The organism is Micropruina sp. (assembly GCF_047606365.1).
In the GTDB taxonomy this organism is placed as follows: domain Bacteria; phylum Actinomycetota; class Actinomycetes; order Propionibacteriales; family Propionibacteriaceae; genus Micropruina.
Map to the genome: position 1 here is coordinate 15,486 of NZ_JASGEN010000019.1, position 23,258 is coordinate 38,743.

Genomic DNA, 23,258 nt, shown 5'->3' on the forward strand with positions numbered 1-23,258 from the left:
GGAGGCCCACCGGACCGAGGCGTTAGGGTGATCCGGAATCGGCGAGAGGAGTCCCGATGGGCGCCTGGTCAGGGGTTGGGCTCGTTTTGGGCCTGGCCATGTTCCTGGTCAGCTTCGCACCCTCGCTGTTGCCGCGGCGTTGGCTGTGGCAGGGCCTGGTCGGCGGCGTCAGCGCCGCCATCGGCTACCTGGTCGGCTTCCTGCTCGAGATGACCGCGGACGCCGTGATGCGGCTGCTCGACCTCGAGGTGCAGGTCAGCTGGCATCTCGCCGGCGGGTTCTGGATCCTGCTTGCGCTCGGCATCGTGGCGGTGATCACCGGCTGGTGGTGGTCGGTTCGTGAACACCGCGAGACCGCCCGGCTGGTCGGCATGTCCGAGCAGGCCGCCTGGACCGACATCGCCGCCACGCTGGTGGCTCTCGCGACGATGCTGTTGCTGGCCTCACTGATTCGGCTGATCGTGCTGTTCACGACGTGGGTCACCCGCGGTCTCGACCTGTTCCTGCCCTCGGTGCTGTCCATCGCCGGTGCCGTGCTGATCGCCGTCGTGGTGCTGCGAATGGTCAACCGGATGGTCTTCCACCAGGCCCTGGAGCGGATATCCCGGCAGGCCGACAAGCTGGATCGGCGGCGTCCGCGCAACCTGCACGCACCGCAGCTGCCGACCCGCAGCGGCTCCGAGGGCTCCGCGCAGTCCTGGGACGAGCTGGGCCGGCGCGGCCAGATCTTCACCTCGTGCGGGCCGAGCGCGCAGGGCATCGCGGCCGTGGTGGGGGAGCCGGCCATGGAGCCGATCCGGGTCTACGCGTCGCTGGGCGACGGCGGTGTCGAGGCGGCGGTCGAGGTGGCGATGGCCGAAGTGCGGCGCACCGGTGCCCTGACCCGGGGGACGCTGGTGATCGACACCCCGGCCGGACGGGGTTGGGTCGACGAGTTCTCCGTCCAAGCCGTCGAATACCTGACCGGCGGCGACTGCGCGACCGTGTCGGTGCAGTACTCGAAGCTGGCCAGCGCCTTCGTCTACCTGGCCGACGCGGAAACCCCGCAGGCCTGCGCACGGGCGCTGTTCGCTGCACTCGAAGAGGCGATCCACGACCTGCCCGCCGACCAGCGTCCGAAGGTGTACGCCAGCGGCGAGTCACTGGGCTCCTTCGGCGGCCATGGGGCGTTCGTGTCGGCCGACGACATGCTGCGCAAGGTGGACGGCGCGGTCTGGATCGGCACCCCGGGATTCACCGAGATCGCCCGCGAACTCACCCAGTCGCGGATGCGCGGATCACCCGAGATCACGCCGGTGATCGAAAACGGCCGCAACATCCGGTTCGTCACCCAACCCACCGAACTGGTCGCGGACGCCTACGGCCGGGTGTTGGGGAAGTGGGAGACGCCGCGAGTGGTGTACCTGCAGCACGCGTCCGATCCGATGTGCCGGTTCACCGGCGGACTGGCCTGGCGGGAGCCGGACTGGATGCGCGAGCGGGCCGGCAGCGACGTCAACCCGGCACTGCGCTGGTGGCCGCTGGTGACCTGGTTCCAGATCTCCACCGACATGCTGACCAGCCTCGACACCCCGGCCGGTCACGGGCACATCTACGAGGACGAACTGGTGCCGGTCTGGGCGGCTGTGCTGGACCGCCCCGGTGCCCCGATCACCGCGATCACGGACGCGATCCGGAACTCGGTCAGTGTGCTGAAGGCCCCCGGAACACTTGCCGGCTCAGGCAACTCGGCCTCCTGAGTTTCCGTCTTCTGCGGCCCGGGTCATCCGGTGGTCTCCGTCGTCCCGGTGGTCCCCGTCGTCTGGGTGACCTCTGTCGTCCCGGTGGCCTCCGTCATCCTGGTGCCCTTCGTCATCCCGGGCTTGCCCCGGGATCTCCTACTTCAGCGTGCGGAGAGAGATCCCGGCGTTCGCCGGGATGACGAGGGCGGAGGTGGCCCGCCCGGATGTCCCCCGAGTTTTCGTCGCGCGGTTAGGGTGACCACGACGAACGGAGGTCACTGATGCCCGGCCGCGAGATTGCTTTCCTCGACCAGGTGCCCGCCCCCTTGCGGGAGGGGCTGGCCCAGCTGCGGGAGTTGCTCGGCGTCCCCGACGAGTTCGACGAGCAGGTGCTGGCCGAGGCCGAGCGGGCCGCCGCCGACGTCCGGCTGCCCGAGCGTGACCTGACCGAGGTGCCGTTCGTCACCATCGATCCGGAGGGGTCGATGGACCTCGACCAGGCGCTGCACCTCGGCCGGGACGGCGACGGCTACCTGGTTCGCTACGCGATCGCCGACGTCGCTGCGTTCGTCACGCCGGGCGGACCGATCGACGTCGAATGCCATCAGCGGGTGGAGACCCTCTACGCACCGACGCGGCGGACGCCGCTGCACCCGCCGGTGCTCAGCGAGGGAGCGGCCAGCCTGCTGCCCGACGTGGTGCGCCCCGCGCTGGTCTGGGAGATCCGGCTCGACGCAGCAGGTGAGCCGACGGCGTCCACGGTTGGTCGGGCCCGGGTGCGAAGCCGTCGCAGGTACTCCTACGACGAGGTGCAACGCCTGCTGGACGGCGGAACGGCCGAGAACGTGCTGGTGCTGCTCGCCGAGGTCGGCCGGCTGCGCGAAGCGGCCGAGGCAGCCCGCGGCGGGGTCAGCCTCGGCGTGCCCGAGCAGGAGGTGCACGTTGCCGAGGACGGCACCTGGACGCTGGAGTACCGCACGAACCTGCCCTGCGAGGGCTGGAATGCGCAGATCTCGCTGCTCACCGGCATGGTCGCCGCGCGGATGATGCTGGACGCCGGCGTCGGCATTCTGCGCACCCTGCCGCCCGCCGAGGACCACGCGATCGACCGGCTGCGCCGCACCGCGCAGGGCCTCGGCATCTCCTGGAAACAGCGGGTGAGCTACCCGGAGTTCGTCCGGAGCCTGGACGCCGCCGTCCCGCGCGAGGCGGCGATGCTGAACGCCTGCACGACGCTGTTCCGTGGCGCGGGCTACGACGCGTTCACCGACGGAGCGCCCCCGCACGGAGTGGAACATGCCGCGATCGCCGCCCCCTACGCGCATGTGACGGCGCCGCTGCGGCGGCTGGTCGACCGCTACGCCGGCGAGGTGTGCGTCGCGGTGTGCGCCGGTCAGCCGATTCCCGACTGGGTGCTGGCGGCGCTGGAGGAACTGCCGTCCGAGATGGAGGCGTCGTCGCGCAGGGCCGGCCGCTACGAGCGTGGCATCATCGACCTGGTCGAGGCGATGGTGCTGGCCCCTGGCATCGGACACGAGTTCACCGGCTTGCTGATCGACGTCGACCCGGAGCGCACGGCCGGACGGCTGCAGCTGCGCGACCCGGCCGTGGAGGCCCGGGTCAAGGGCGGACGCCGGCTGCGGCTGGGCACCGAGATCACCGCCACCCTGGTCGCCGCCGACCTGGTCAACGGCCGGGTCGAGTTCCGCGCCTTCACCGATTGACCCGCGCTTCGGCTGTCGAGACCCCCGGCTACGCCCGTCATCCCGGCGGACGCCGGGATCTCCCTGATCGGAAGGTTCGGGGCCGTGGAGATCCCGGATCAAGTCCGGGATGACGAACCCGTACGTCGAGTTCAGGGGGTTTCGACAGGCTCAACCAGCGGTCGGCGGGGTGAGCCGGGTGGCGAACACTCCTACAAACGCCTCGGCTGCGCGGCGGTCGCCGCTGATCCGCAGCTTCCCGGACGCCTCGGCGTCGGCGAGCGGGAGCCCGTGCCACAGCAGCTGGGTCAGGACGCCCGGCGTCGTCTCCAGGGACGCGTCCGGCTCGCCGTCGGCTTCGCGACTCACCGCCAGCTGTCCGTCGTCGAGTGCCACGAGGAACCGCTCGACGCCAAGACTCAGCCCGACCCGCACCGTGACATCGGCCGCTCGCGCGGGCTGGAACACGGTGAGTAGCGCGACGGCGAAGGCGTCGGGGCTGAGCTCCTCCGGGTGATCGGGGAGCGGCAGCCGGCTGCCGAACCGGCCCAGCGCGAGCAGCACGGGCTGCAGGTCGCGGCCATGATCGGTCAACCGGTAGACCCGCGCCCGGCCGGGTCCGGTGAGCTCGACGCGCTCGGCCAGCCCACCCGCTTCGAGGTCCCGTAGCCGCTGGGCCAGCACGTCCGGCGCGATCCGGCGCAAAGCCGCCTGCAGATCGGTGTAGCGCTTGGGTCCCAGCAGCAACTCGCGGACGACCAGCAGCGTCCATCGGTCGCCCACCAGATCGAGCGCTCGGGCGATGCCGCAGGAGTCGTCATAGGACCGTTTCGACATGATCAGATCGTACAATCCAAGTAGATACTTGGAAAAACCTAGTAATAGGTCTAACCTCAAGCCATGAGCGAACGATCGAGTTACCCCCATGGGGTGCCCAACTGGGTGACCTGCCTGGCCAACGACGTCGATGAGGCGGCGGCCTTCTACGGCCGAGTGTTTGGCTGGACCTTCGAAGACGGCGGCGGCTATGCCCTGGCCCGGCTGCGCGGACGCGAGGTGGCCGGCATCGGTCCCGCCGCGCAGGCCGGCAGTGTCCCGGCCTGGATCACCGAGGTGCGGGTGGACGACGTGGCCGAGGCCGCGCGCCGCGCCGAGCGCACCGGCGGGCGGGTGCTGGCCGGTCCGATGGATCTCTCGCCGGCCTCGATGCTGGTGGTGCTCGCCGACCCCGCCGGCGCCGTCCTGTGCGCCAGTCAGCCGGTCGGACGGCAGGGTGCCGAGCTCGTCAACGAGCCCAGCGCCTGGTCGATGAGTTCGTTGACCGTGCCCGACTTGGCCAGCGTCGACGACTTCTACGGTGAGGTGTTCGGCTGGCACCGCGAGCAGTTCGGCGGCAGCAGCCTGTGGCGTTTGCCCGGATACGTCGGCGGCGAACCCAGTCAGCCGGTCCCGCGCGACGTGGTCGCGGTCGGGGTGGAGGCGCCGGGTGCGGCCCGCTGGGACGTCGACTTCTGGATCGCGGACGCCGAAGCCGCTGCCGCTGAGGCTGCAGCGGCAGGGGGATCGGTGCTTGCCGCGCCGTCGGACGTCCCCGGACTGCCGTTCCGGTCGGCCACGCTGGCCGACCCCGGGGGTGCCACCTTCTCGGTCAGCCAACTGCTTCACCAGCCCGACGCCCAGTGATCAGTGGGCTGAGCCTTGCTTGGGAAGCCGACCAGGGCCTGGCCGTACTGGCGGCGCAGTCTGATATCGACCCCAGAGTGGTGGAGGTAGCGTCGCACTCTCGGCGGACGGTCCACCGTTTTGGGTCGGTGCCGCGGTCACTCTGGGGTCGATATCAGACTCCTGCCGACTATCCCCGGCGTCCGTCCTTCAGGCGCGCCCTTGGGGAAGGGGCGGAAGGCGTCTACTCGCGCTCGTCGGCTTGGGGGGCAGTCGGGCTGCGTTGCTCGCCCAGAAGTTTCCCTAGGCTGGTCGAGTGGACATTGATCTCCGCCGCGTGGTGGCGGACGCGGGTCGGTTGGGGTTCAGCGAACAGGATCTGCCCGGCGTCGAGCGGATGGCGGCGAACGTCCTGACCGCCCCCGATCTATCGGCCGATCTGGCCGGCCGCGCCGAACTGTTGCGGGCCGGAATCGGCCGGTTCGCGGTGGACGGGCCGGATCCGTGGGCGGGGCTTCCGGACCAGCCCGATGCCGGAGCGATCCCGATGCTGGCGCTACTCGTCACCGCTCCCGATGTCGTCGCCTATCAACTCGGCCGCGGTGTCCCCGAGGTGCAGGCGTGGCGCAATCTGTCGGACCTCGGCCGGCAGGTCTGGGTGCACCGGCTGGCCTACGGACGGTTCGGGTTGCACAACCAGGGCTGGCTTCGGACCGTCTGGGCCGGCGGGTTCGCCTGGCTGGGGCGCCTGCAGCTCAATGTGCAACCGCTTCCTGATGGCGAATGGGTGCTGTCGACGCATATTCCGCGTCGCCGCTCGGACGGCGCGCCGCGGTCCGGCGCGCTCAGCCCGGACGCCGTGGACGATTCCCTCGTGCGGGCTACTCGTTTCTACGCGACGCACTTTCCGGATCTGCCGGCGACACATTTTTGGTGTCACAGTTGGCTGCTGGCGCCCGAACTCGCCGCCGCGCTGCCCGGATCGAACATTGCGGCGTTCCAACAGCGCTGGACCCTCGACGACCAGGTCGAACGCGGCGACGACGACGCCGTCTACTTCACCTTCGCTCAGCGGGTGCCCTACGACCTGCGCCGACTACCCCGGACGACCAGTCTCGAGCAAGCGGTGGCGTCCCGAATCGAGCAGGGTGAGCACTGGACGCTTCGGAGCGGCCGGATTCCGCGGGCAGTGTTTCCGGGCGGCCGCTGAGCCCGGCCCAGCCCGTTCCGCTCGAGGCCTGGCCGATGCCCCCGGCGATAGGGTGCCTCGCATGCCAGCCGAGTTGACGATCGACGACCTGCTTGCCGAACTGCGGGCCGGGCGCACCATTCCCAGCGGCTCGCCGTTGTTCGGCGTCATGCACCGCGCGGCGCAGCGGGCGCTGCGGATCACCGCCGAACTCAACGGCAGCTACCACGATGAGGCCGAGGTGCGGGCACTGCTCGCTCAGCTGACGGGCGGGCCGGTCGACGACACGGTGACGGTCTTTCCGCCGTTCCACACCGATTTCGGCCGCAACACGAGGATCGGTCGCAATGTCTTCATCAACATGGGCTGCAAATTCCAGGATCAGGGCGGCCTGACGATCGGCGACGGTGCCCTGATCGGACACAACGTCGTCATCGCCACCCTCAATCACGACCTCGACCCGGCCCGGCGCGCGGACGTCGTGCCCAAGCCGGTCGTCATCGGCAAGGACTCCTGGATCGGTTCGAACGCCACGATCCTGCCCGGCGTCACGATCGGTGACGGTGCGGTGGTCGCGGCGGCCTCGGTGGTCACCCGCGACGTCCCCGCCGGGACGGTTGTGGTCGGTTCGCCGGCTCGGGTCGTCCGCCGAGTTCCGGGTGGAGCCGAGTAGGCGTTCGGTCCCCACACGCAACATCCCGGTCGCCATCAGGCGACCGGGATGTGGTGTCGATTTGACGGAGTGTCAGTCGTCGTAGCCGTACCGGTGCTCCCAGCGGTCCTCTTCGCGGTCGCTGGCGTAGCGCTGCTTGACGGTGTCGTTGCCGGAGCCGCCGCTGACCTTGTCCTTGCCCGAGCCGCCCTCGACCAGGTCGTGGCCGGAGTTGCCGTAGACCTTGTCCTTGCCGCTCTCGCCCTCGACGTGGTCGTTGCCGCTGGCGCCGTAGATCCGGTCGTTGCCGCTGCCGCCCTCGATCGAGTCATGACCCGATCCGCCGTGGATGTAGTCGTTGCCCGAACCGCCGTCGACCTCGTCGTGACCCGAGCCGGCGCAGATGATGTCATTGCCGCCATTGCCGTCGATCTCGTCGTTGCCGCCCAGGCCGACGATGACGTCGCGGCCGCTGGTGCCTTCGATGTCGTCCGCGCCGTTGGTGCCGACGATGGTCGCCTTGTAGCCGTTGCAGTAGTGGGTCGCGGCCTCGGCGGCGGGTGCGCTGAAGGCGCTGAGGCCGAAGCCCAGGCCGATCGCGGCGGGCAGGACGGCCCAGCGGGCGATGCGCTGAATGAAGGTGGAGTCGGACATGACGTCTCCTCTGATCGGGGGAACGGGCCTGGTGCCCGCCTGCTGGTCAGTACTCCACCAACTGCCGATGAGACCCGAGTGACGCCTTGATGAGGATCGCCTCATGCAGCCCCGGGGCGGCTCGCGGTATCACCCTCTCCGGCCGTGGCACTACCATGAGCCCGGACGAGTCGGCCGGGTGATCGCGGCGAAAGCTGAGGAAAGTCCGGACTCCACAGGGCAGGGTGGTGGGTAACGCCCACCCGGGGTGACCCGCGGGAAAGTGCCACAGAGAACAGACCGCCGCCGGCGACGGCGGTAAGGGTGAAACGGCGGTGTAAGAGACCACCAGCACCCCAGGTGACTGGGGTGGCTCGGCAAACCCCACCCGGAGCAAGACCAAGAAGGGCCCGTCTTCGGACGGGCTCGCGGACGCCGTTCGAGCGCTGCCCGCGCGAGGCGTCCGGGTAGGTTGCACGCCCCAGCAGGGGCGAAGGCCGCCGGCAACGGCGGTCGCAGATGGATGATCACCGGTCTTCGGACCACAGAATCCGGCTTACAGGCCGGCTCGTCCCCCATCTTCGCCTCATCGAGGCGTCGACCGTAGTCAGGAGGCACTTCAAGGGCTGAATCTGCGTGATTCTGGCTCAATGTGCCGAGGGACCGAGAGGGACCGGGCTACGCCTCAACGGCAGGGTTCGGCGAAAGCCGTCAGGGACCGAGAGGGACCGAGACTTGCCCTCCGAAGACGCCGAAACGGCCCCCGCTCCGAAGTGGAGCGGGGGCCGTCTATGGGTGGGAGGTGGCCTCGTTAGCGGGTTGCCTTCGGAACGATGACCTCGGGCTTGAACACGAACGTGTAGTGGTAGACGTTCACGTCGGTGGTTTCCAACTGCTCGACGGTGTAGGCGATGTTCGATCCGTTGGTGAAGCCGATGTAGTGCTTCTGGTAGGCGTTCTCGCCGATCTTGCACGTCACTTCGAGTTGCTGGTCGGCAGTGTCTGATTCGATGCTGCAGCGGCCCTCGACCATGAACAGGTACTTGTCGGTGATCAGGTTGATTCCGACGATTCGTCGGTTCACCCGGAACTGCTCGGCTTCCTAAGACAGGTTCCGGCTGGCGACCGATGCGTCCGTGCAGCCAGCCAAGAGAAGTCCCGTGGTTACTGCCATAGCGATCGCCCAGCGCGCTGTAAGTCCTCGCTTCGGCTTGGGCGGCGGGTTGCCGTTCAGGATGTCGAGACCGTCGCCGGCGCCCTTCTGCTCGTCTGGGTCGACGTTCAGTCCGGCGAGTGCAGCACCAAGGATGCCCATCACGAGCGAGGTCCATAGGCCAACGTCGAGCGAGACGTAGCCGCCGACCAGTGCCACTCCGGCGGGCACCAGAACGTAGAGTGCGCGGCGGACCTCAGGGTCGCCGAAGCGGTGCCCGGTTGCCCTGGACGCCGCGTAGCCGAAGCCGACTGCCAGGGTGGCCACGTTGGCCCACAGGACTCCGAGGTTGCTGGTCAGGACGCCGTAGACGGTCAGCAGGGTGACGACGGTCGGGATGAGCCCATACAGGGCCTTGCGGGTGTTGTTGGACATGGTCATGCCCTCTCAGTTGGTGGGAATGGAGCGGATGGTGCCGTTGACGAGCCACGCCTTGTGGTCGGACAGCTCGGGATTGAGCAGGGTCCGGTCGCGGGCGACGCACTCGACGGTCTTCCCGGGCCGGAACCAGACGGCGTCGAGCTTGCTGGTGCCCGCCGTCGCCTGGTGCGGAGTGGCGGCCTTGAAGCCGAGGGCCTCCAGCACCGAGCGGTATGTGCCGGTGTTGAAGTCACCCCCCACCCAGGTGGCGACGTCCTTCCGGGCGAGTTTGCCGAGCAGCACGTCCAGCTCGTCGCGCTTGGCCTGGGCGACACGCTCGTCCGAGTAGCTGGCCGGGAACGCGGCCCTCGGCCGGATGTGCACCGAGATGACGTCCATCTCGAGATCGCTGCCCTCGGTGTCGACGAGGGTCGCTCGGCTGCCGCCGTGGATGCCTGTCTTGGTGGGGGTCCAGCTCTTGGTACCGGTGTGGCGCCACTTCCGCTTGTCCCACCAGACCGACACCATGCCCTCGGCCCAGTAGGTCCAGTGCTTGAAGTACGGCCCTGCCATGATCGCGTTGCGGCGCACCAGGTCGACCTCGCACAGCAGCATGAGCGACGGCCGCTGCTTTGCCAGCCACTCGGGCCACTGGGGCGAGGCGTTCGGCACGCCCAGCTTGGCGTCGGGGAAGCGCTGGTCGTTGAGTGTGTTCGCCTGCAGCAGGCGGAAGTCCCTCACCGGGTCGGGAGCCTCGGGGGTCGGGTCCTGGGTGTCATCCGGATCCTGCGGGGCGTCCGGGGGCTCCACGACCGGCGGCTTCCGCAGCCAGGCCAGCGTGTCCGGACCGACCTTGCCGTCCACCGGCTTGAGTCCTCCGGCGGTCTGCTCGGCGATGACCGCCTTCTCCACCGCGGACCCGAAGCTGTTCGCCGGGACGCCGACGTCGTGGCCGCGGGCGGTGAGCAGCTGGGACAACTCGGCGACATCCGGCCCGGTGTCCCCCCGGCGCAGCACGCGATCGCCGAGTTTGGGGGCCGGCTTGATCTTGTCGAGCTGCCGCAGGATCTCGGCCCAGGTGATCGGGCCGTCCACGCCGTCCGCGGTGAGCTTCCGCGACTTCTGGAAGCTCTTCACGTCCGTGGCCCCCAGCGTCTTGAGCGCAGCTTTGAGCCCGGCAGCACGGTGGGTGTCTTTCGCCCGGTTGTACTCCCTGTGCCAGCGCTCCGAGGAGACGGTGCGGCCCCACCCGTACTTGGCGGCCCGGTCCGACCAGTCCGCACTCTTGCCGAGCTGTCGGGGGCTCTTGGAGCCGTCGGTACCTTTCGACGCCCAGGTGTGCGCAGCGCCCGGCGCGTACTTGTTGCCGGAGGTGGTCCGGTAGTCCATCGCCCGGCCGTCCATGTGCGGCGGGTCACCGTCCGGGTTCGCCGCGACCGGGCCCCTCCCGGCCTTGTACGCCTTGTAGAGCGCTTCCTGTTGCTTTCGTGTACGGGAGTAGACATCGATCCCGCCGGCCGGGTGGCCGTCCGCTCGCATCCGCAGATAGGACGCGGCGGCGTCCCCACGCAGGGTCCACTTCTCGGTGGGATGGGTGTACTTCGGGCTGAGGCTCACAAGGATCTCCTTCAGGTATGCGAAAGCCCCCGCCTCGGGTGAGGTCGGGGGCTCGGGGATGATGTGGTCAGCGGCGCCGGCGGAACAAGAATCGGCGCCGGCGGGATGGCTCGCCGGATTCGAGTTGCTCGACTCTGCGATCGACGTCCTGGACGAATCCGTCCGACCAGGTGAGGTGATCGGCGAGCTTCTTGTCAGTCGCCTTCTGTGCCTTGGCGATGCCGTGCACCTCGGCCTCGATGCGGTCCATCTGGTCCTTGATGTGGGAGCCGCCGTTGTTCGTGGTGAGTGTCTTCTCGACCCGTCGGACGGACGACCGTGCGGAGAGTTGCGGCCAGATCAGCAGAGCGAACACCACGGCGAGGGCGACGATCGCCTGCCATGGGTTCACGATCAGGGTCAGGTCGACGTAGTCGTGGACGCCGTCTTGAGGCATGCGGGTCTCCTTAGCAGGGGACGAACAGGGTGGGTTGTTGCGGGCCCGCCACGCCGCCGTTGAGCGCGACTGAGATGGTGAGCGTCGATGACGATTGGCCGGCGGGGACGTCGATCAGCAGCGGTGGGATCTTCACCTTCGAGTTGTACGAGCCGGTTGCGGTGGTGCTGCCGGGGATGTCGAGGTCGACGTCGGCGACGTTGCTGCCGCTGTTCCAGCGGTGCCACACCTGGTAGTAGGCGCCGGGGAACCCGAAGCTGCCGGACGGCTTGGCGTGCACCCGGGTGAACCGGGACGGGTTGATGACGAGGAGCCGGCCGGCGCGGGACGGGTTCCCCACCCAGGTGGTCAGGTCGTAGGTGTACTTCAGTTCGATCTCAAGATCACCCGACTGGGCGGCGTTGAGGATGAAGCTGCCCAGCATTTTCGACGTGACATCGGTGAGGCCGGTCGCTGGTCGCCAGATCCGGAAGGTCGTAGCGTTCGGCGCCGGCATGTACTGCACCACGGCGGTGACCGACAGCGCGGTGATCCGGTCGCCGACGTCGATAGCCGAAGCGTCAGTCGAGACGCTGATATCAGTGGCACCAGCGGGGATGACAAAGACTTGCGTCAGCGTCTTGTTGGAGCCCTCGGTGATCCACATCGGGGTGTCCGTCGCAGTCTTGACCGAGCCGCCCAACCGGTACCTGGTGACCAGGTAGTCACCGGCGCCCGACGAAGTGCCGGTGGCCGTCATGTTGACGGTGACGACAGTGCCTCGGTCACTATCGGTTGGCTGGTAGAGGTTCGACAGGGCCAAGAAGCCGTAGAAGTCGTCGAAGGCGCGCTGGATGCCGGTCGACGTCGGCGTCCAGTTGGTGGCCATGTTGTCAGCGGGGACCCCGAACCAGCCCGACCAGGTGTAGCCGGACGGGACAACGCCGGCCCGGGTCCGGTTGACGACCTGGGTCCAGGCCGCGGTGTCGGTGGGCGCGGCGATGCGGATCTCCGTCATGCCGGGAGCACCGCAATCGGCCCGACCCAGGCCTGCAGGCTGCGGGAGCCGGAGTTCCGGTTCCTCACCCACACCACCGGGTAGGCGTTCCCGGCGGTGCCGAAGTCGGCGGGCTCCATCAGGATCACCGTCTCGGTGTTCATCACGGTGAGGTTCGTCCAGGAGACGGGGTTCTGGGCAGCATGGAGGCGGTTCGTGGTCGGTGAGGCCGGGTTGGAGACGCTGTGGACCTGCACCATGACGTCCATCGAGTTCAGCTCGCTGCCGCCGGAGTTCCCGGCGATCGCGACGTAGGCGACCAGGTTCGCGCGGCCGGACAGCGAGCTGATCGCGGTGGCGTACTGACCGACCCGGGTGTAGTTCGGTGTGTTCACCGCGACCGTGTCCCAGCCGCGAGGATGCCCGTTCGGCGTCAGGAACTGCGATCCGAAGATCATTCCTGAGGCTTCCAGCATCCCACCGGTCTTCGGGTCACGGACCGCCAGACCGGTGGGGTAGCTAAAACCCAGTCTGACCAGGTCGTTCCCGCCAGAGTCGATGACTCTGAGGCCGTTCGTGTCGAGCTGTGTTCGGGCGCCGGATGCTGCGGTACGGACGACCGCGCCGGTCACGGTCTTGCCGTCGATCGCGTCGCCCTGGATCATGACGCCGGAGACTTTGCTGGCGACGAGTTCGTCGGTGAAGATCTTGTTGATCAGCGCCTCGTTCGCCACAATCTTGGGCGCGGTCACCGCACCGTCGGCCAGAAGGATTGGCCCCACCGAGGACGGCACGATCACCGAGTCCGCCACGAAGGGACGAGCGGCCCACGCGCCCCCGTTCCAGATACGAACGCCGATGATCTGCCCCGAGACGTTCAGGACATACCACTCATCACCCACCGTCAGGCCATCGGCGGGAATGGGGGACAACATCTGTGTGAAGATCTTGTTCTTCCCGTTCGCCGTCGTCTGCGCATTCGACGCGGCCACCGCAGCGGCATTGGCTGCCGCTTGGGCATCGGACACTGCCGTGTTGATGGCGGAAGTGACCACCACCGAGGACGTGGTTCCCCAGCTTCCCTCCACACCCGTGGTGGAGACGCAGCGGCCGCGGTACCAGCGGGTTTCGCCGATGTGGTCGGTGTGCGGGCGGATCAGGGTCGGCACGGCGGTTGTGACGGCGCCTGCGCCGATCCATGGGCCTGCCGCCGAGGTGCCTTCCTGGACCTGGATGTGCGCCAGGTACAGCGGCGGCGGGTAGGGGATGCCGCCACCCTGGATCATCCGGTCCCACGCGATCGTGATCATCCCGGACTGGCTGGACAGCGTGAACGGGGTCGGCGGCTCGATGTCGGCCGTCGGAGTTGCGGTGGTGATCTGAGCAGCTGGTGTCCAGTCGCTGGCAACGCCGTCGACGGACACAGCGCACACCTGCACCGACACCAGCTGGTTGGGGTCAAGACCGTCGAACCCGACCGTGGTGTTGTCGGCGCGGGCGGTGCGGCCGCCGGTGATTCGGACGCTGTAGTAGGCGATCGCGATGCCGTATCCGGAGATGCCTTCGGTGACGAGACTCCAGGTGGCCTGCACTGAGGATCGCGGGGATCCGTTGTACCAGTAGCCGGCCGTGGACAGGTTGAGCCCGGTGGGCGGTTTCGGCTTGACTGCCGAGGGGTCGTCCTCGCCAGAGAACTTGCCGCCGTCCGAGCCGTCGCCCAGGTTCCGTAGCGTCGAGGACAGGGTGACGACTGTGTGCCAGGGCTCCAGGATGTCCTTCTCCAGGCGCACGATGCGGTGCTTGGCCTGGATGCCGATCTGCTCGTCGAAGACGATCGCTTCGTCGCCGAGGTGGGGGTCTTCGAGGTTGTCGTTGGCGATGGCGCTGAGGTCCATCACCTCGGCCTCGTAGGTGGTGCGCGGCTTCGCGTACTCGGCGAGAGCGGCCTGCGTGAGGGCGAGCATCGCGCCGGACCCGGTCGACTCCGAGTAGGTCAGGTAGCCATGGATGACCTCGGCGGTCCACGTGTTGTTGTCGACGTAGTCCTTGCCGCCGTTGATGCTGGCGAAGGTGTAGCCGTCCTCGGTGACGGCATGCATCCGGGTGACGAGTTGTGAGGTGTCGACGATGCGGCGCAACGTGTTGACGTTCCGGCCGGCGGCGAAAAGCAACCCAAGGTCCTCCCCTTGGGTGGGGCGGAGGCTGACCGTCTTCGTCTGGGTGTCGAAGGTGAGGTCGCCTCCATGGACCTGCTGGATCTGGCGCAACACCTCCAGCGGGTTCCCGGTAGACCATGTCCAGGATCGGCTGGTGGTGACGGTGACAAGACCGACCGACCATCCGGTGCCGACCAGCGCCGCGGTCACCGCCGGTCCGGCGAGGCTGCTGGTCCATTCCCGGTCGACCAGTCTCGGTTTGCCAGCCAGTTCGTACCAGGTGGCTTCGCCGTAGACGGCGATCGTGGGGGTGTCGGTGCTTTCGCGGGCGGTGGTGACCTTCTTGATCCGGAAGCGCACGCCGTCGGCCTGGACGAGGGCCTCGTTGACGATCAGCGCGGCCCGTGGATCGTTGGCTGCCATCGTCCAGGTAATGGTCTGCTCACCGTTGATCTCGGTGATCACCTTCAGGTCCCACACGTCAGGCAGGACGTCGGCTGGTGCCCCAGCCGCGTCGAGTGCGACGACGGCCGGCTGGTCGATGAGCATCAGATCCACCTCGAGTTGCAGGCGATCGCGACCTGGCTGATGCTGCCGGTCGTCGTCCACGACACAGGCCCGCCGCCGACCGGGCAGTTGATGCGGGCCAGGTTGGACAGCTTCCCGGCAAGGTTCCGCAGTGGCGTGATGACGAAGTTGCTCAGATTGGACGCGGAGCTATTCGCGGCACCGAGCCAACTTGGTATGAGATTCAAGTCGGGGCTGTAGCCGCCGTCGAAGTAGCCGCGGAAGGTGTCCGCTTCCTCGACCAGGAGGTCACCGAGCATGAGGACGGCCCCGACAGCAGGAGGAACGCAGAAAACCGCTGGAACTGTCGTCAGATTTCCCCCGGCGCCCGCCGCTGTGACAGTACCGGCCCGCCAAAGAGTGACAGTACCGTCCCCGTGGTCAACGGTCTGCTGAGGGCCGTAGGAGAAGGTAGGTGCGCTGCCCCCGCCGAACTGCATAAACGCATTCGGGGGGAGGGGGGTCGCGAAGCGGGCCGCAAGCACATAGGTCTTCCCGACTCCAACCTGGAGGCCGGGCGCCGAAATGTAAGCGGTTACTGTTCCGGCGGCCGTCCACACCGCCTTGCGCGCAACACCACCCTTCCAGCGGGTGTCTGTCTCTAAGGTCAACGTCCACGCGCCACCCGTGCCAGGTGAACCGCTCCAGGCTGTCGTCGCACGAGGGGTCGTCTCAAGATTGCGCCGTACCTCATTGACGACGGTGCGCGTGACGACTCGGAACGTGTAATCCCGGTAGTCGAGCAGTGCTACCTCGCCAGCCGAGAGCGGGCCGGTGAGAGTCACCGTCTTACCCCACAGGTTGAGCGTCACCGATTGACCACTCGTCAGCGTTCCGGTCACCCACACGGTCGGCCTGGACGGCGCGTTGCCCTTCGTGCGTGTCACCGTGCCGGGAGCGGTGAGCACGGCCGTGTCATCGGTGAGGGCGTAGGCGTGCGGGTCGTCGGCGCGCATCACGATGTTCGAGACGACCCGGTACGATCCGGCGCCCAGTGACCAGGCGAGACCGCCGCGAAGCCGGGCAGTCCAATACCGGTCGGGGAGTTCGTCGAACACCAGCTGCGCCGGACCGCGCTGCAGCCATGCCGCCACACCGTCCAGCAGCGTGCGGGAAGCGGCCGCGCTCACGGCGTCTGCCCGCACCGTGATCGGGAACTCGGCCGGGCCCTGGGTGGCCGACAAGAACAGTTCGCCGTCACGGCCAGGCAGGCGGACGGTTTGGCTGTCGCCGTCAGCGATGTACTGACCGATCTGCGGGAAGCACCGCACCCCGACCGCCGAGGAATCCACACCTGCGAACTTCACGCGCCCGTCACCACCAATCCAAGATTCCCGGCCGCGCGGCCACGCGAGGCGACCACGTCAGCGAGGCCGGTCGAGATCCGCCGGAGGTCGCTGTCGTTGCGCACCGACATGCTCTCGACGTTGAAGTTGAGCTGCACCATGCCGTCGCCCTGACGGCCACCCGCAGACACGTCGGTGGTGAGGTCGGCGGAGATGCGTGGTGCGAAGCCGGAGACGAGGCCCTGAACGTCGCGGAAACCTTCGGCCATCGAGTCCTTGAGGCCAGCCATCATCTTCTTGCCGGCGGGCTGCAGCAGCCGATAGTCGTACTCGAGCGGGCCCTTGTTCCGGGCGATCCAGTCGGCGATACCGCCGACGAAGTCGGTCACGTACCGCCACGAGCGCTGCAGGCCTTCGAGGAAACCGTTCATGATGCTCTGTCCGGCGCCGAGCAGCAGATTGCCGAGACCACCCAGAGCCGACTTGATCCGGCCCGGGATGCCCTTCACCCAGTCGACAACCTGACCCGCGCCAGTCTTGACCTTGGCGACGGTGTCATTCCACATCGACTTGACCTTGGCGCCCATGTCGACGGCCCACTTCAGGATCGCGCCGAGGGCGTTCGCCACCATCCTGACGATCAAGCCGCGGATAGCTTCGCCGGCTTTCGCCATCGTTTCTCGGGCGATCGTCCAGGCCTTGACCCACTGGCCACTCATCAACGCCCCGACCATCTTGATCCAGCCGTCGATCAGGTTCCCGATGAACTTGATCGCGGGGGCCACAACGTTCTCGATGACCCAGGCGATGACCTTCAGTGCGGGTTCGAGCAGGTCGGCTAGGAACCCTGCCAGCTCGGCAATGAACGGCGTCAGGGCGTCGATCACCGGTGCGAGTGCCTCGATCACAGGAATCAGCGCCTGGATGATCGTCACGAGCGGCGGGAGCACCGCCTGAACCAGTCGCACCAGCGGCGGGATGAGCATCGCCACGGCGGCCAGGATCGGGGGGAGTAGGGGAGCGACCGCGTTGAGGAGGGTGGTCACCAGTGGCGCGATCTGCGCGATCGCCTGACCGAGGACACCGACAGCCTGACCGAGTGCCATCCACGGGATGTTCTTGATCATCTCGCCCAGCGCGGCCAGCGCGGCAGACAGGCCATCCTGCGCGACCGGTTGGGCCAGCGCCTCGACGATGCCGGTCAGCGCGGACGCCGCGGCGCCGCCCAGGGTGGCAAGGATGTCGCCCAGCAGCGGTGACAGATCCTCGAGTGCTTTCCCGATCGGGTTCAGCGCCTTGGCCAGCGCCGCGGCGCCGACGGCGGCACCGGTGAAGACGATGCCCATCGCCTTCTGGAAGCTGGGGCTGTTCACGATGTCCCGGATCCGGCCCAAGGTGTCGGCGAGGCTGGCGAGCCCGGCGGAGCGGCCGGTGTCCATCGCCTTGAATACGCCGCCGATGATGCCGCCGAGGTTCTTGACCACGGACCACAGATGGCCAGCCTGGGCTGCGGCCTCGCGCATCATCCCGGCCAGGTCGGCGTTGGACGCCCACTCGCCGAACTGCTTCCCGAGTTCGGCCAGCCGATCCCCGATGGCGGGTAGGAAGGTCGCACCGGCTTCACCGATGCGGACCAGGCCGTCGATGAACGACCGCAGCCCCTCGGTGGCGTTGCGGACCGACTGTGCGGTCAGGTCGAACATGCGCTGCAGCACGCCGCCGGCGAGGCTCTTGGTGAGGGCGTCCATGCCGGCGTTGGTGAACGCACCGAGGGCGCCCGCGAGGTTGCCGAGCCCGGCCCGCATCTGCGGGATGATCACCGCGGACAGCCGGTCCAGATGGGCGGCGAACCCCTCAAAGAAGCGCTGCTGGATGATGCGCCGGACGCCTTCCAGTTGGGCACCGAGCCGCAGCAATGCCCGGACGGCCTCCTGGGCGTTCGGGGGGAGCTTCTTCATGGCGTCCGCGAACGCGTTCACGCCGCCGCCGGCCGCGCCGGCCGACTGGGCGGTCTTCATGTTCGCGATCCGCAGGTTTGCCTGCGCGTCGGCGACGGCCTCGGCGGCGTCCCGGACTCCACGTTGTGCATCGGCGACCCGCTGATGCGCTTCGGCTACGCCACGCTGGGCGTCGCGGACCTCACGGGCCGCGTCAGCGATCCGCTTCTGCGCGTCGGTGACCTCGTCGGAACCGTCGATGCCCTTCCGGTTGGCCTCGTCGGACTTCTTCCCAGCGTCCTCGACCGCCTCACCCGACTTCTTGTACGCCTGCTGAGCCTTCTCCAACTCCAGTTGGAGCCGCGCGAGCTTCTGGGGATCGGCGCCCTGCCGGACCGCGTCGGCGTAGGCCTTCTCGGCGTCCGCCAAGTCGAAGGCGGCCTGCGTCTGGTCCAGCTTCGCGTCGGTGAGGTCGTTAGCGAGATCCCGGATGGTGCGACGGGCGTCCTCGCGGGCCTTGCTGAGCGCCTTCTGAGCCTCGACGGACCGCTTCTGCGCGTCGGCCAGGGACTGCTCGGCATCCTTCAGGTCACGCTGCGCGGCTTTCAGGTTCCGGGCTGCCTGCGCTGCCTGCTCATGGGCGTTGCGGAGGGCGCGCTGAGCTTGGACGAGCTGCTGCGCCTTCTGGGCGGCCTCCTGCGCCGACTGGCCGATCGACCCGCCGCCGCCACCGCCGCCACCCATGGACTTGCCGGCCGCCGACACTGCGGCACCAACGCCGCGGAACGCGGCGATCAGGGTGCCGATGATCGACACCGCGGCACCGATCCCGGCCACGCCGACGAGTGCCATCGGTCCGATGGAGGCCAGTGACGATCCGAGCGCCGCCACCGCGCCGGCCGCATTGAACCCGACCGACACCAGGGCCGCCATGGCGGAGCCGATCATCGCGATCTTCATCGCGATCTGCGGCAGGTTCGCGCCCAGGTTGGACAGCGACTGCCCCCAGCCGCGCAACATATTCAGACCTGACAGGCCGGCCACCAGGGAGCGGATCTGCGCCGCAGCCGCCGAAGACCGGACCTTGACGATCAGGTTCACGATCCGGTCGCGAGCGACCCGCGCCAGTTCGAGCTTCGCCGCGACAGATTCGACCTTCGCCTGGATCTTTGCCGTGCGCTCCTTCTCCAGGTTGCCCAGTTCCTTCGACGCCTGCTTGGCCTCGACCGTGATCTGCGCCTTGTGGTCCTGGATGCCGGCGAGGTGCGCCTGCAGCTGCTTGATGCCGGCCATCGCGTCTTTGATGTCGGCGCGGATCTTGACCTTCGCGGCCTTGTCGTCGGTGCTGGCCAGGTCGGCACGCAGCTGGGCCAGCTTGGCCCGCGCGGTCTTGATGTCGGCGTTGACGCTGACGGTCGCGTCGGCATCCTTCTGGATGTCGCGCTTGAGTGCTTCAAGCTTCGCCCGCGCCTTCTCGACGCGGGCAGTAACCTCCACCACCTCGGGGTGGTCGTGGATCCTCTTCAGTGCCCGCTTCGCCACCGCGTCGTCGAGGACAGCTTCGATCACGGTGCGGCGGCGCTTCGCGGTGAGCTTCTTGACGTCCCGGTCGGCATCGCGGGTGTCGGCGAATACCCGGATGCCTACCTTGTCGACATAGTCGGTCACCGCCGCACCCCCTCAGTCAGTTGGGACGGCGCAGCTGCTTCAGCACGTCGATCTCGGATTCGAGTTGTGTCTCGCCGGACGACGTCGGCGGGCCTTGCAGGCGTCCGCTCTTCCCGGCGAGCAGGTTGCGGATCTCCAACAGCAGCGCCAGCTGCTGATCCCAGCCCAGCCAGCCCATCTGGGTTGATTGATCTTCGGATCGGTTTGGCGGGTTCCGGGTGAAGATGGTCGCTCGCCACAGGGAGTCCGGCCGGAGCTTCAGCCCGGCCAGGAGAAGGTCGAGCTCTTCGACGTCGCCTCGCTCGACCTGCTCCCACCACGACAGGTGGTAGTGGGCGCGGAAGTCGTGGACGAGTTCGACTTCCGCGCCGTCGCTCAGCTCGGCGAGCTCAAGCCTTTTCCCAGGTCGGGGAACACCTTGGAGTTGAAGTACTCCAGCAGCACCTCGACCTGCAGCCCGTCCGCGAACGGAACCTGCTCGATCCAGTCGGTGTAGGCGTCACCGCCGGCGACGGTGAGCAACTCGTCGATGTCGGCCACCACTCCCGCCATGTCGGTCATGTCGACGTCGGCGACCAGGCGTGCAGGGTCGACCCGCTGCAGCAATGCCGCCATCTTCATCCGGGTGGCCGGACGCCGAATCCCACGGATCTCCGGTGCCCGATCCAGCCAGTAGGCGACGGTCGACGTCGGATCAACCGACTCGACCGCCTTCGCCTGCTTCTTCTTCCCCTTGCCCATATCAGGCGGCCGTGTACGCGAAGGCCGGGGAGGGGCCTGCGGGGGTGGTCACGATGATCGGCGATGCGCCCGCCACGGTGGCCGGCACGACCAGCGAGATCATCGTCGGGCTGAGCACCGAGAACTTGGTGACCGCCGCACCCTTGATCGTGATGCCCGTCGCACCGGTGAACCGGACGCCGGTGAGCACCAGCGAGTCGCCGACAGCCGCACCGGACGGCAGGGCCGAGCCGATGACCGGAGCCGCGGTGCCGGTGAATGCGGTGGTGTCGAAGTAGAGCGAGTCCGGGTTGGTCGCGTTCGGCCAACCGGTCCGGCCGAGCTCCGGGTTGTGCTGCGCGGCGATCGACACCGAAGGCTTGAGGATCGTCATCGACAGCTTCGACTCGGAGTACTGGTCGGTGCCGTTCGGCGTCGGCCGGCCGGTCATGGCCGCCTTCATCGACGGGTACCAGATGCCGAACCGGCGAGTGCCCGCCATCCACAGCTCGAAGACCGACACCTTCGTGCCGGACAGCGCGGTGAGGGCAGCGAGCGTGTTCGCGTCGCGCTGCAGCATGCTGTAGACGACGGTGTCGACCGACTCCTCGGTCTCGCTGTCGGTGTTCATCTCCAGCCAGGTGGACAGGGTGGAAGTGTCGCCGCCGTCGGACGACGTCTCGGGCAGGTTCTCCCGGCTGAGGTGCCCGTGATGGGTCCATCCGCCGGTCGCCGGAGCGGCCAACAGGGTGAAGTCGTTGATCACGCCGATCGGGCTGGTGTTCTCGACGGCGGTGAACATCGCCCCGAACTTCGGGACGATCAGGCCGTCCTTGACGATTGCCATGGGTGTTTCCTTTCAGTGGTCCCAGGTCAGGGAGTAGATGAGCACGTATGTGCGAACCGCCCGGCCGGCTGGCGACCGATCGGGGGCGTAGTTGATGAGCGTGACGCCTTGGATCGGGCCCGGTGTCTGCCAGGCCTGCACCGCGTCATGGAGAGCTCCGACGTGGCCGTCTGCGTCCCGTGGCTCGCACGTCAGGGTCAGGGTCAGGTTCCCGGTCCAGATCCCGCGAGAGTCAGGGTTGGACAGTTGCAGCGACCAGACCACGGACGGGTACTGGTTGAGCCGGACATCGTCGGCCTCGGGCGTGATCTGCCAGGCCGGGAATGTTGCGTCGAGTTGGTTCTGCACCCACGTCGGAGCGTCCAGCCACGCCATCGTTCATCTCCCGTTCAGGTGGTGAGGTTGGCGGCGTTCCGCATGATGTGCAGACCAGGCACCCAGCCAGACTTGAACACCTTGTCGACGTGCCCAACCTCGATGGCCAGCGCTGCCTCGTGTTCGAGGACCACGTCGACGTCGAGCGGCCCAACCCGCTCGACCTTGATGTCGCCGGCGAGGCTGCCGTGACCGGCGGCCAGCGCCTTCGCTGTGCGGGCCACTTTGCGGGCGGCTTGGTCCACCTCCCGCTGGACGCCGGGCAGGCCGGCGAGCCGCTCCACGAGGTTCATGCGCGGACCACTCTCAGGCCAATGACGGGCAGGGGCGTCCACGACCCCGAAGCGCGGTCCATGACGTCACCGACCTGTTCCCAGCGCGTGCCGTCCGTCAAGCTGATGAGGTCCCCCGACTTTCCAACCCAGGACCCGACGGGGACCAGTTCAGCTCGGGTAACGACGTGACCGTCCGGATCGTCTGTGGCAAGGACGTTGAGTACGCCAAGCAGGTCGACGGGAGTTCCGTCGATGAGTTGTACGCCGTACCCGGACTTCGACGCGGTGCGCGGTGTGAGCGTGCCGGCGGTGTTGCATTGCCGTAGTCGTAGATGCACGCCGCCTGGTCGGCCGCGCCAGATCGCGACGTCTTCTACGAGCCACACCCGGCCGCGAGCGTCGATCGCGTTGCCTGCGATCACAGGCGAGTCCTGGCGGCGCCGCCAGTAGAGATCCGCCTTCCCGTCCTCGCCGGGTGCGATCATCCCGGCCGGAAGGCTGCCGCCACCGTGCAGGGTGCAGGGTTCGAGAGCGCCGCTCATGCAACAACCGGTAGCCGGTAGGCGGCCAGAACCTCGGCGGCATCGTCCGACTCGAAGTACGAGTCGGTGAATGGTCCGGTGACCTCGGATCGGGCTTTTCCGCCACCAAGACCTGGGGCGGCAAGTTCGGCGACGACACCGCGCAGCGACTGCGGGCATGCCTCGAAGCCGTGACGGGCGACGATCACCAGGCTGCGGAGACTGGCACCGGACGGGAGCCCCGGAAGGACTACCCGGCCTGAGACACTCCAGTCGAAAGCGACTGGCTGGCCGTCCACCGTGACCGATTCCACACTCACCAGATGAAGCGTGGGAAGATCGACGATCCCATCGCGCGGAGTCTCACAGACGAACGTCTGCGTGAACTCCGGCGCGATATGCCAGTGGCATTCGGCCCTTACGCGTCCCGCGGCCGCCTTCACGGCGGCGGCGTCGAACCCCTCCAAGGGAGGATCGATCAGGTCAGGCACGGGCATCAGTGCCTCCGCTTCGGCCCCTGACGCCGTTCACCCGGTGCGGCGGTGGTCTGCTCGACCTGGGCGACGCTACGGGCGACCGCAGATGCGATGTCCTCGAAGTTCTTCTCGCGACCGGCGATTGCGGGGTCGTCGTCGGCGACGATCGCGCCAGCAGCGACCACACGGGGAACGCCGTTGACAAGGGTCGCGAACGGGGCAATGCAGCGCTTGGCCATTTCTGCTCCTTCAGTCTGTTGGGGTGACT

23 protein-coding genes and 1 other RNA gene are annotated in these 23,258 nt (G+C 68.0%); 6 read left to right on the plus strand and 18 right to left on the minus strand.

From position 1 onward, the window contains the following. Window positions 1–56 precede the first annotated feature (56 nt). Together QM624_RS02630 and QM624_RS02635 are read left to right on the plus strand one after the other, a co-directional pair. Window positions 57–1,739, plus strand: coding sequence for an alpha/beta hydrolase (locus tag QM624_RS02630; protein ID WP_415088552.1), 1,683 nt, complete (start codon window positions 57–59; stop codon window positions 1,737–1,739). Between the two features lie 263 nt (window positions 1,740–2,002). Then, window positions 2,003–3,445: an RNB domain-containing ribonuclease gene (locus QM624_RS02635; protein WP_415088553.1), complete on the plus strand. Its 1,443-nt coding sequence runs from the start codon at window positions 2,003–2,005 to the stop codon at window positions 3,443–3,445. 150 nt (window positions 3,446–3,595) lie between these two features. Here the strand turns inward: QM624_RS02635 and QM624_RS02640 are convergent, their stop codons facing one another. After that, window positions 3,596–4,261: a winged helix-turn-helix transcriptional regulator gene (locus QM624_RS02640; protein WP_415088555.1), complete on the minus strand. Its 666-nt coding sequence runs from the start codon at window positions 4,259–4,261 to the stop codon at window positions 3,596–3,598. A gap of 63 nt (window positions 4,262–4,324) precedes the next feature. On the opposite strand from QM624_RS02640, the gene QM624_RS02645 reads away from it, so the two are divergent. The 3 genes from QM624_RS02645 to QM624_RS02655 all read left to right on the plus strand — a co-directional run bounded on the left by QM624_RS02645 (window position 4,325) and on the right by QM624_RS02655 (window position 6,948). Further along, window positions 4,325–5,107, plus strand: a complete 783-nt coding sequence (locus tag QM624_RS02645) for a VOC family protein (RefSeq protein WP_415088556.1) — start codon at window positions 4,325–4,327, stop codon at window positions 5,105–5,107. A gap of 295 nt (window positions 5,108–5,402) precedes the next feature. Continuing rightward, window positions 5,403–6,296 carry an acyltransferase domain-containing protein gene (locus QM624_RS02650; protein ID WP_415088557.1) on the plus strand — a complete coding sequence of 298 codons (894 nt, stop codon included), beginning with the start codon at window positions 5,403–5,405 and terminating at the stop codon, window positions 6,294–6,296. 61 nt (window positions 6,297–6,357) lie between these two features. After that, window positions 6,358–6,948 carry a DapH/DapD/GlmU-related protein gene (locus QM624_RS02655; RefSeq protein WP_415088559.1) on the plus strand — a complete coding sequence of 197 codons (591 nt, stop codon included), beginning with the start codon at window positions 6,358–6,360 and terminating at the stop codon, window positions 6,946–6,948. Between the two features lie 72 nt (window positions 6,949–7,020). On the opposite strand, the gene QM624_RS02660 is transcribed toward QM624_RS02655, so the two are convergent. Then, on the minus strand, window positions 7,021–7,581 hold the full coding sequence (locus tag QM624_RS02660) for a calcium-binding protein (protein WP_415088561.1): 561 nt from the start codon (window positions 7,579–7,581) through the stop codon (window positions 7,021–7,023). 166 nt (window positions 7,582–7,747) lie between these two features. On the opposite strand from QM624_RS02660, the gene rnpB reads away from it, so the two are divergent. Next, window positions 7,748–8,135: RNase P RNA component class A (gene rnpB / locus QM624_RS02665), an RNA gene on the plus strand. Window positions 8,136–8,371: 236 nt separating this feature from the next. Here the strand turns inward: rnpB and QM624_RS02670 are convergent. The 16 genes from QM624_RS02670 to QM624_RS02745 form a co-directional block, all read right to left on the minus strand. Continuing rightward, window positions 8,372–8,644 carry a hypothetical protein gene (locus QM624_RS02670; protein WP_415088562.1) on the minus strand — a complete coding sequence of 91 codons (273 nt, stop codon included), beginning with the start codon at window positions 8,642–8,644 and terminating at the stop codon, window positions 8,372–8,374. An 18-nt stretch (window positions 8,645–8,662) separates the two neighbouring features. Continuing rightward, the gene (locus tag QM624_RS02675; RefSeq protein WP_415088563.1) at window positions 8,663–9,154 is read right to left on the minus strand and encodes a hypothetical protein; all 492 of its coding nucleotides are present in this window, start codon (window positions 9,152–9,154) and stop codon (window positions 8,663–8,665) included. A gap of 6 nt (window positions 9,155–9,160) precedes the next feature. After that, entirely contained in the window at window positions 9,161–10,750 is a 1,590-nt protein-coding gene (locus tag QM624_RS02680) for a peptidoglycan-binding protein (protein WP_415088564.1), read from the minus strand. Window positions 10,751–10,817: 67 nt separating this feature from the next. Next, the gene (locus QM624_RS02685) at window positions 10,818–11,186 is read right to left on the minus strand and encodes a hypothetical protein (RefSeq protein WP_415088565.1); all 369 of its coding nucleotides are present in this window, start codon (window positions 11,184–11,186) and stop codon (window positions 10,818–10,820) included. A 10-nt stretch (window positions 11,187–11,196) separates the two neighbouring features. Continuing rightward, the gene (locus QM624_RS02690; RefSeq protein ID WP_415088566.1) at window positions 11,197–12,183 is read right to left on the minus strand and encodes a hypothetical protein; all 987 of its coding nucleotides are present in this window, start codon (window positions 12,181–12,183) and stop codon (window positions 11,197–11,199) included. Next, window positions 12,180–14,867 carry a phage tail spike protein gene (locus QM624_RS02695; protein WP_415088567.1) on the minus strand — a complete coding sequence of 896 codons (2,688 nt, stop codon included), beginning with the start codon at window positions 14,865–14,867 and terminating at the stop codon, window positions 12,180–12,182. Before QM624_RS02695 ends, QM624_RS02690 begins: the two co-directional genes overlap by 4 nt. Next, window positions 14,867–16,192 carry a distal tail protein Dit gene (locus tag QM624_RS02700; RefSeq protein ID WP_415088568.1) on the minus strand — a complete coding sequence of 442 codons (1,326 nt, stop codon included), beginning with the start codon at window positions 16,190–16,192 and terminating at the stop codon, window positions 14,867–14,869. The genes QM624_RS02695 and QM624_RS02700 overlap by 1 nt, the downstream gene beginning before the upstream one ends. Further along, window positions 16,189–19,776 (minus strand): hypothetical protein, encoded by a 3,588-nt coding sequence (locus tag QM624_RS02705; protein ID WP_415088569.1) that lies wholly within the window; start codon window positions 19,774–19,776, stop codon window positions 16,189–16,191. The genes QM624_RS02700 and QM624_RS02705 overlap by 4 nt, the downstream gene beginning before the upstream one ends. Before the next feature lie 16 nt (window positions 19,777–19,792). Beyond that, window positions 19,793–19,954: a hypothetical protein gene (locus QM624_RS02710; RefSeq protein ID WP_415088570.1), complete on the minus strand. Its 162-nt coding sequence runs from the start codon at window positions 19,952–19,954 to the stop codon at window positions 19,793–19,795. A gap of 197 nt (window positions 19,955–20,151) precedes the next feature. Further along, the gene (locus QM624_RS02715) at window positions 20,152–20,517 is read right to left on the minus strand and encodes a hypothetical protein (RefSeq protein WP_415088571.1); all 366 of its coding nucleotides are present in this window, start codon (window positions 20,515–20,517) and stop codon (window positions 20,152–20,154) included. Between the two features lies 1 nt (window position 20,518). Continuing rightward, window positions 20,519–21,343: a hypothetical protein gene (locus QM624_RS02720; protein WP_415088572.1), complete on the minus strand. Its 825-nt coding sequence runs from the start codon at window positions 21,341–21,343 to the stop codon at window positions 20,519–20,521. Window positions 21,344–21,355: 12 nt separating this feature from the next. Continuing rightward, complete coding sequence (locus QM624_RS02725; protein WP_415088573.1) at window positions 21,356–21,718, minus strand: hypothetical protein; 363 nt, start codon at window positions 21,716–21,718, stop codon at window positions 21,356–21,358. A 14-nt stretch (window positions 21,719–21,732) separates the two neighbouring features. Next, window positions 21,733–22,011 carry a DUF5403 family protein gene (locus QM624_RS02730; RefSeq protein ID WP_415088574.1) on the minus strand — a complete coding sequence of 93 codons (279 nt, stop codon included), beginning with the start codon at window positions 22,009–22,011 and terminating at the stop codon, window positions 21,733–21,735. Further along, a complete protein-coding gene (locus QM624_RS02735; RefSeq protein ID WP_415088575.1) occupies window positions 22,008–22,535 on the minus strand; it encodes a hypothetical protein in 528 nt (175 codons plus the stop codon). Before QM624_RS02735 ends, QM624_RS02730 begins: the two co-directional genes overlap by 4 nt. Continuing rightward, window positions 22,532–23,011 (minus strand): hypothetical protein, encoded by a 480-nt coding sequence (locus tag QM624_RS02740; RefSeq protein ID WP_415088576.1) that lies wholly within the window; start codon window positions 23,009–23,011, stop codon window positions 22,532–22,534. The genes QM624_RS02735 and QM624_RS02740 overlap by 4 nt, the downstream gene beginning before the upstream one ends. After that, complete coding sequence (locus tag QM624_RS02745; RefSeq protein WP_415088577.1) at window positions 23,011–23,229, minus strand: hypothetical protein; 219 nt, start codon at window positions 23,227–23,229, stop codon at window positions 23,011–23,013. The genes QM624_RS02740 and QM624_RS02745 overlap by 1 nt, the downstream gene beginning before the upstream one ends. Window positions 23,230–23,258: the final 29 nt, after the last annotated feature.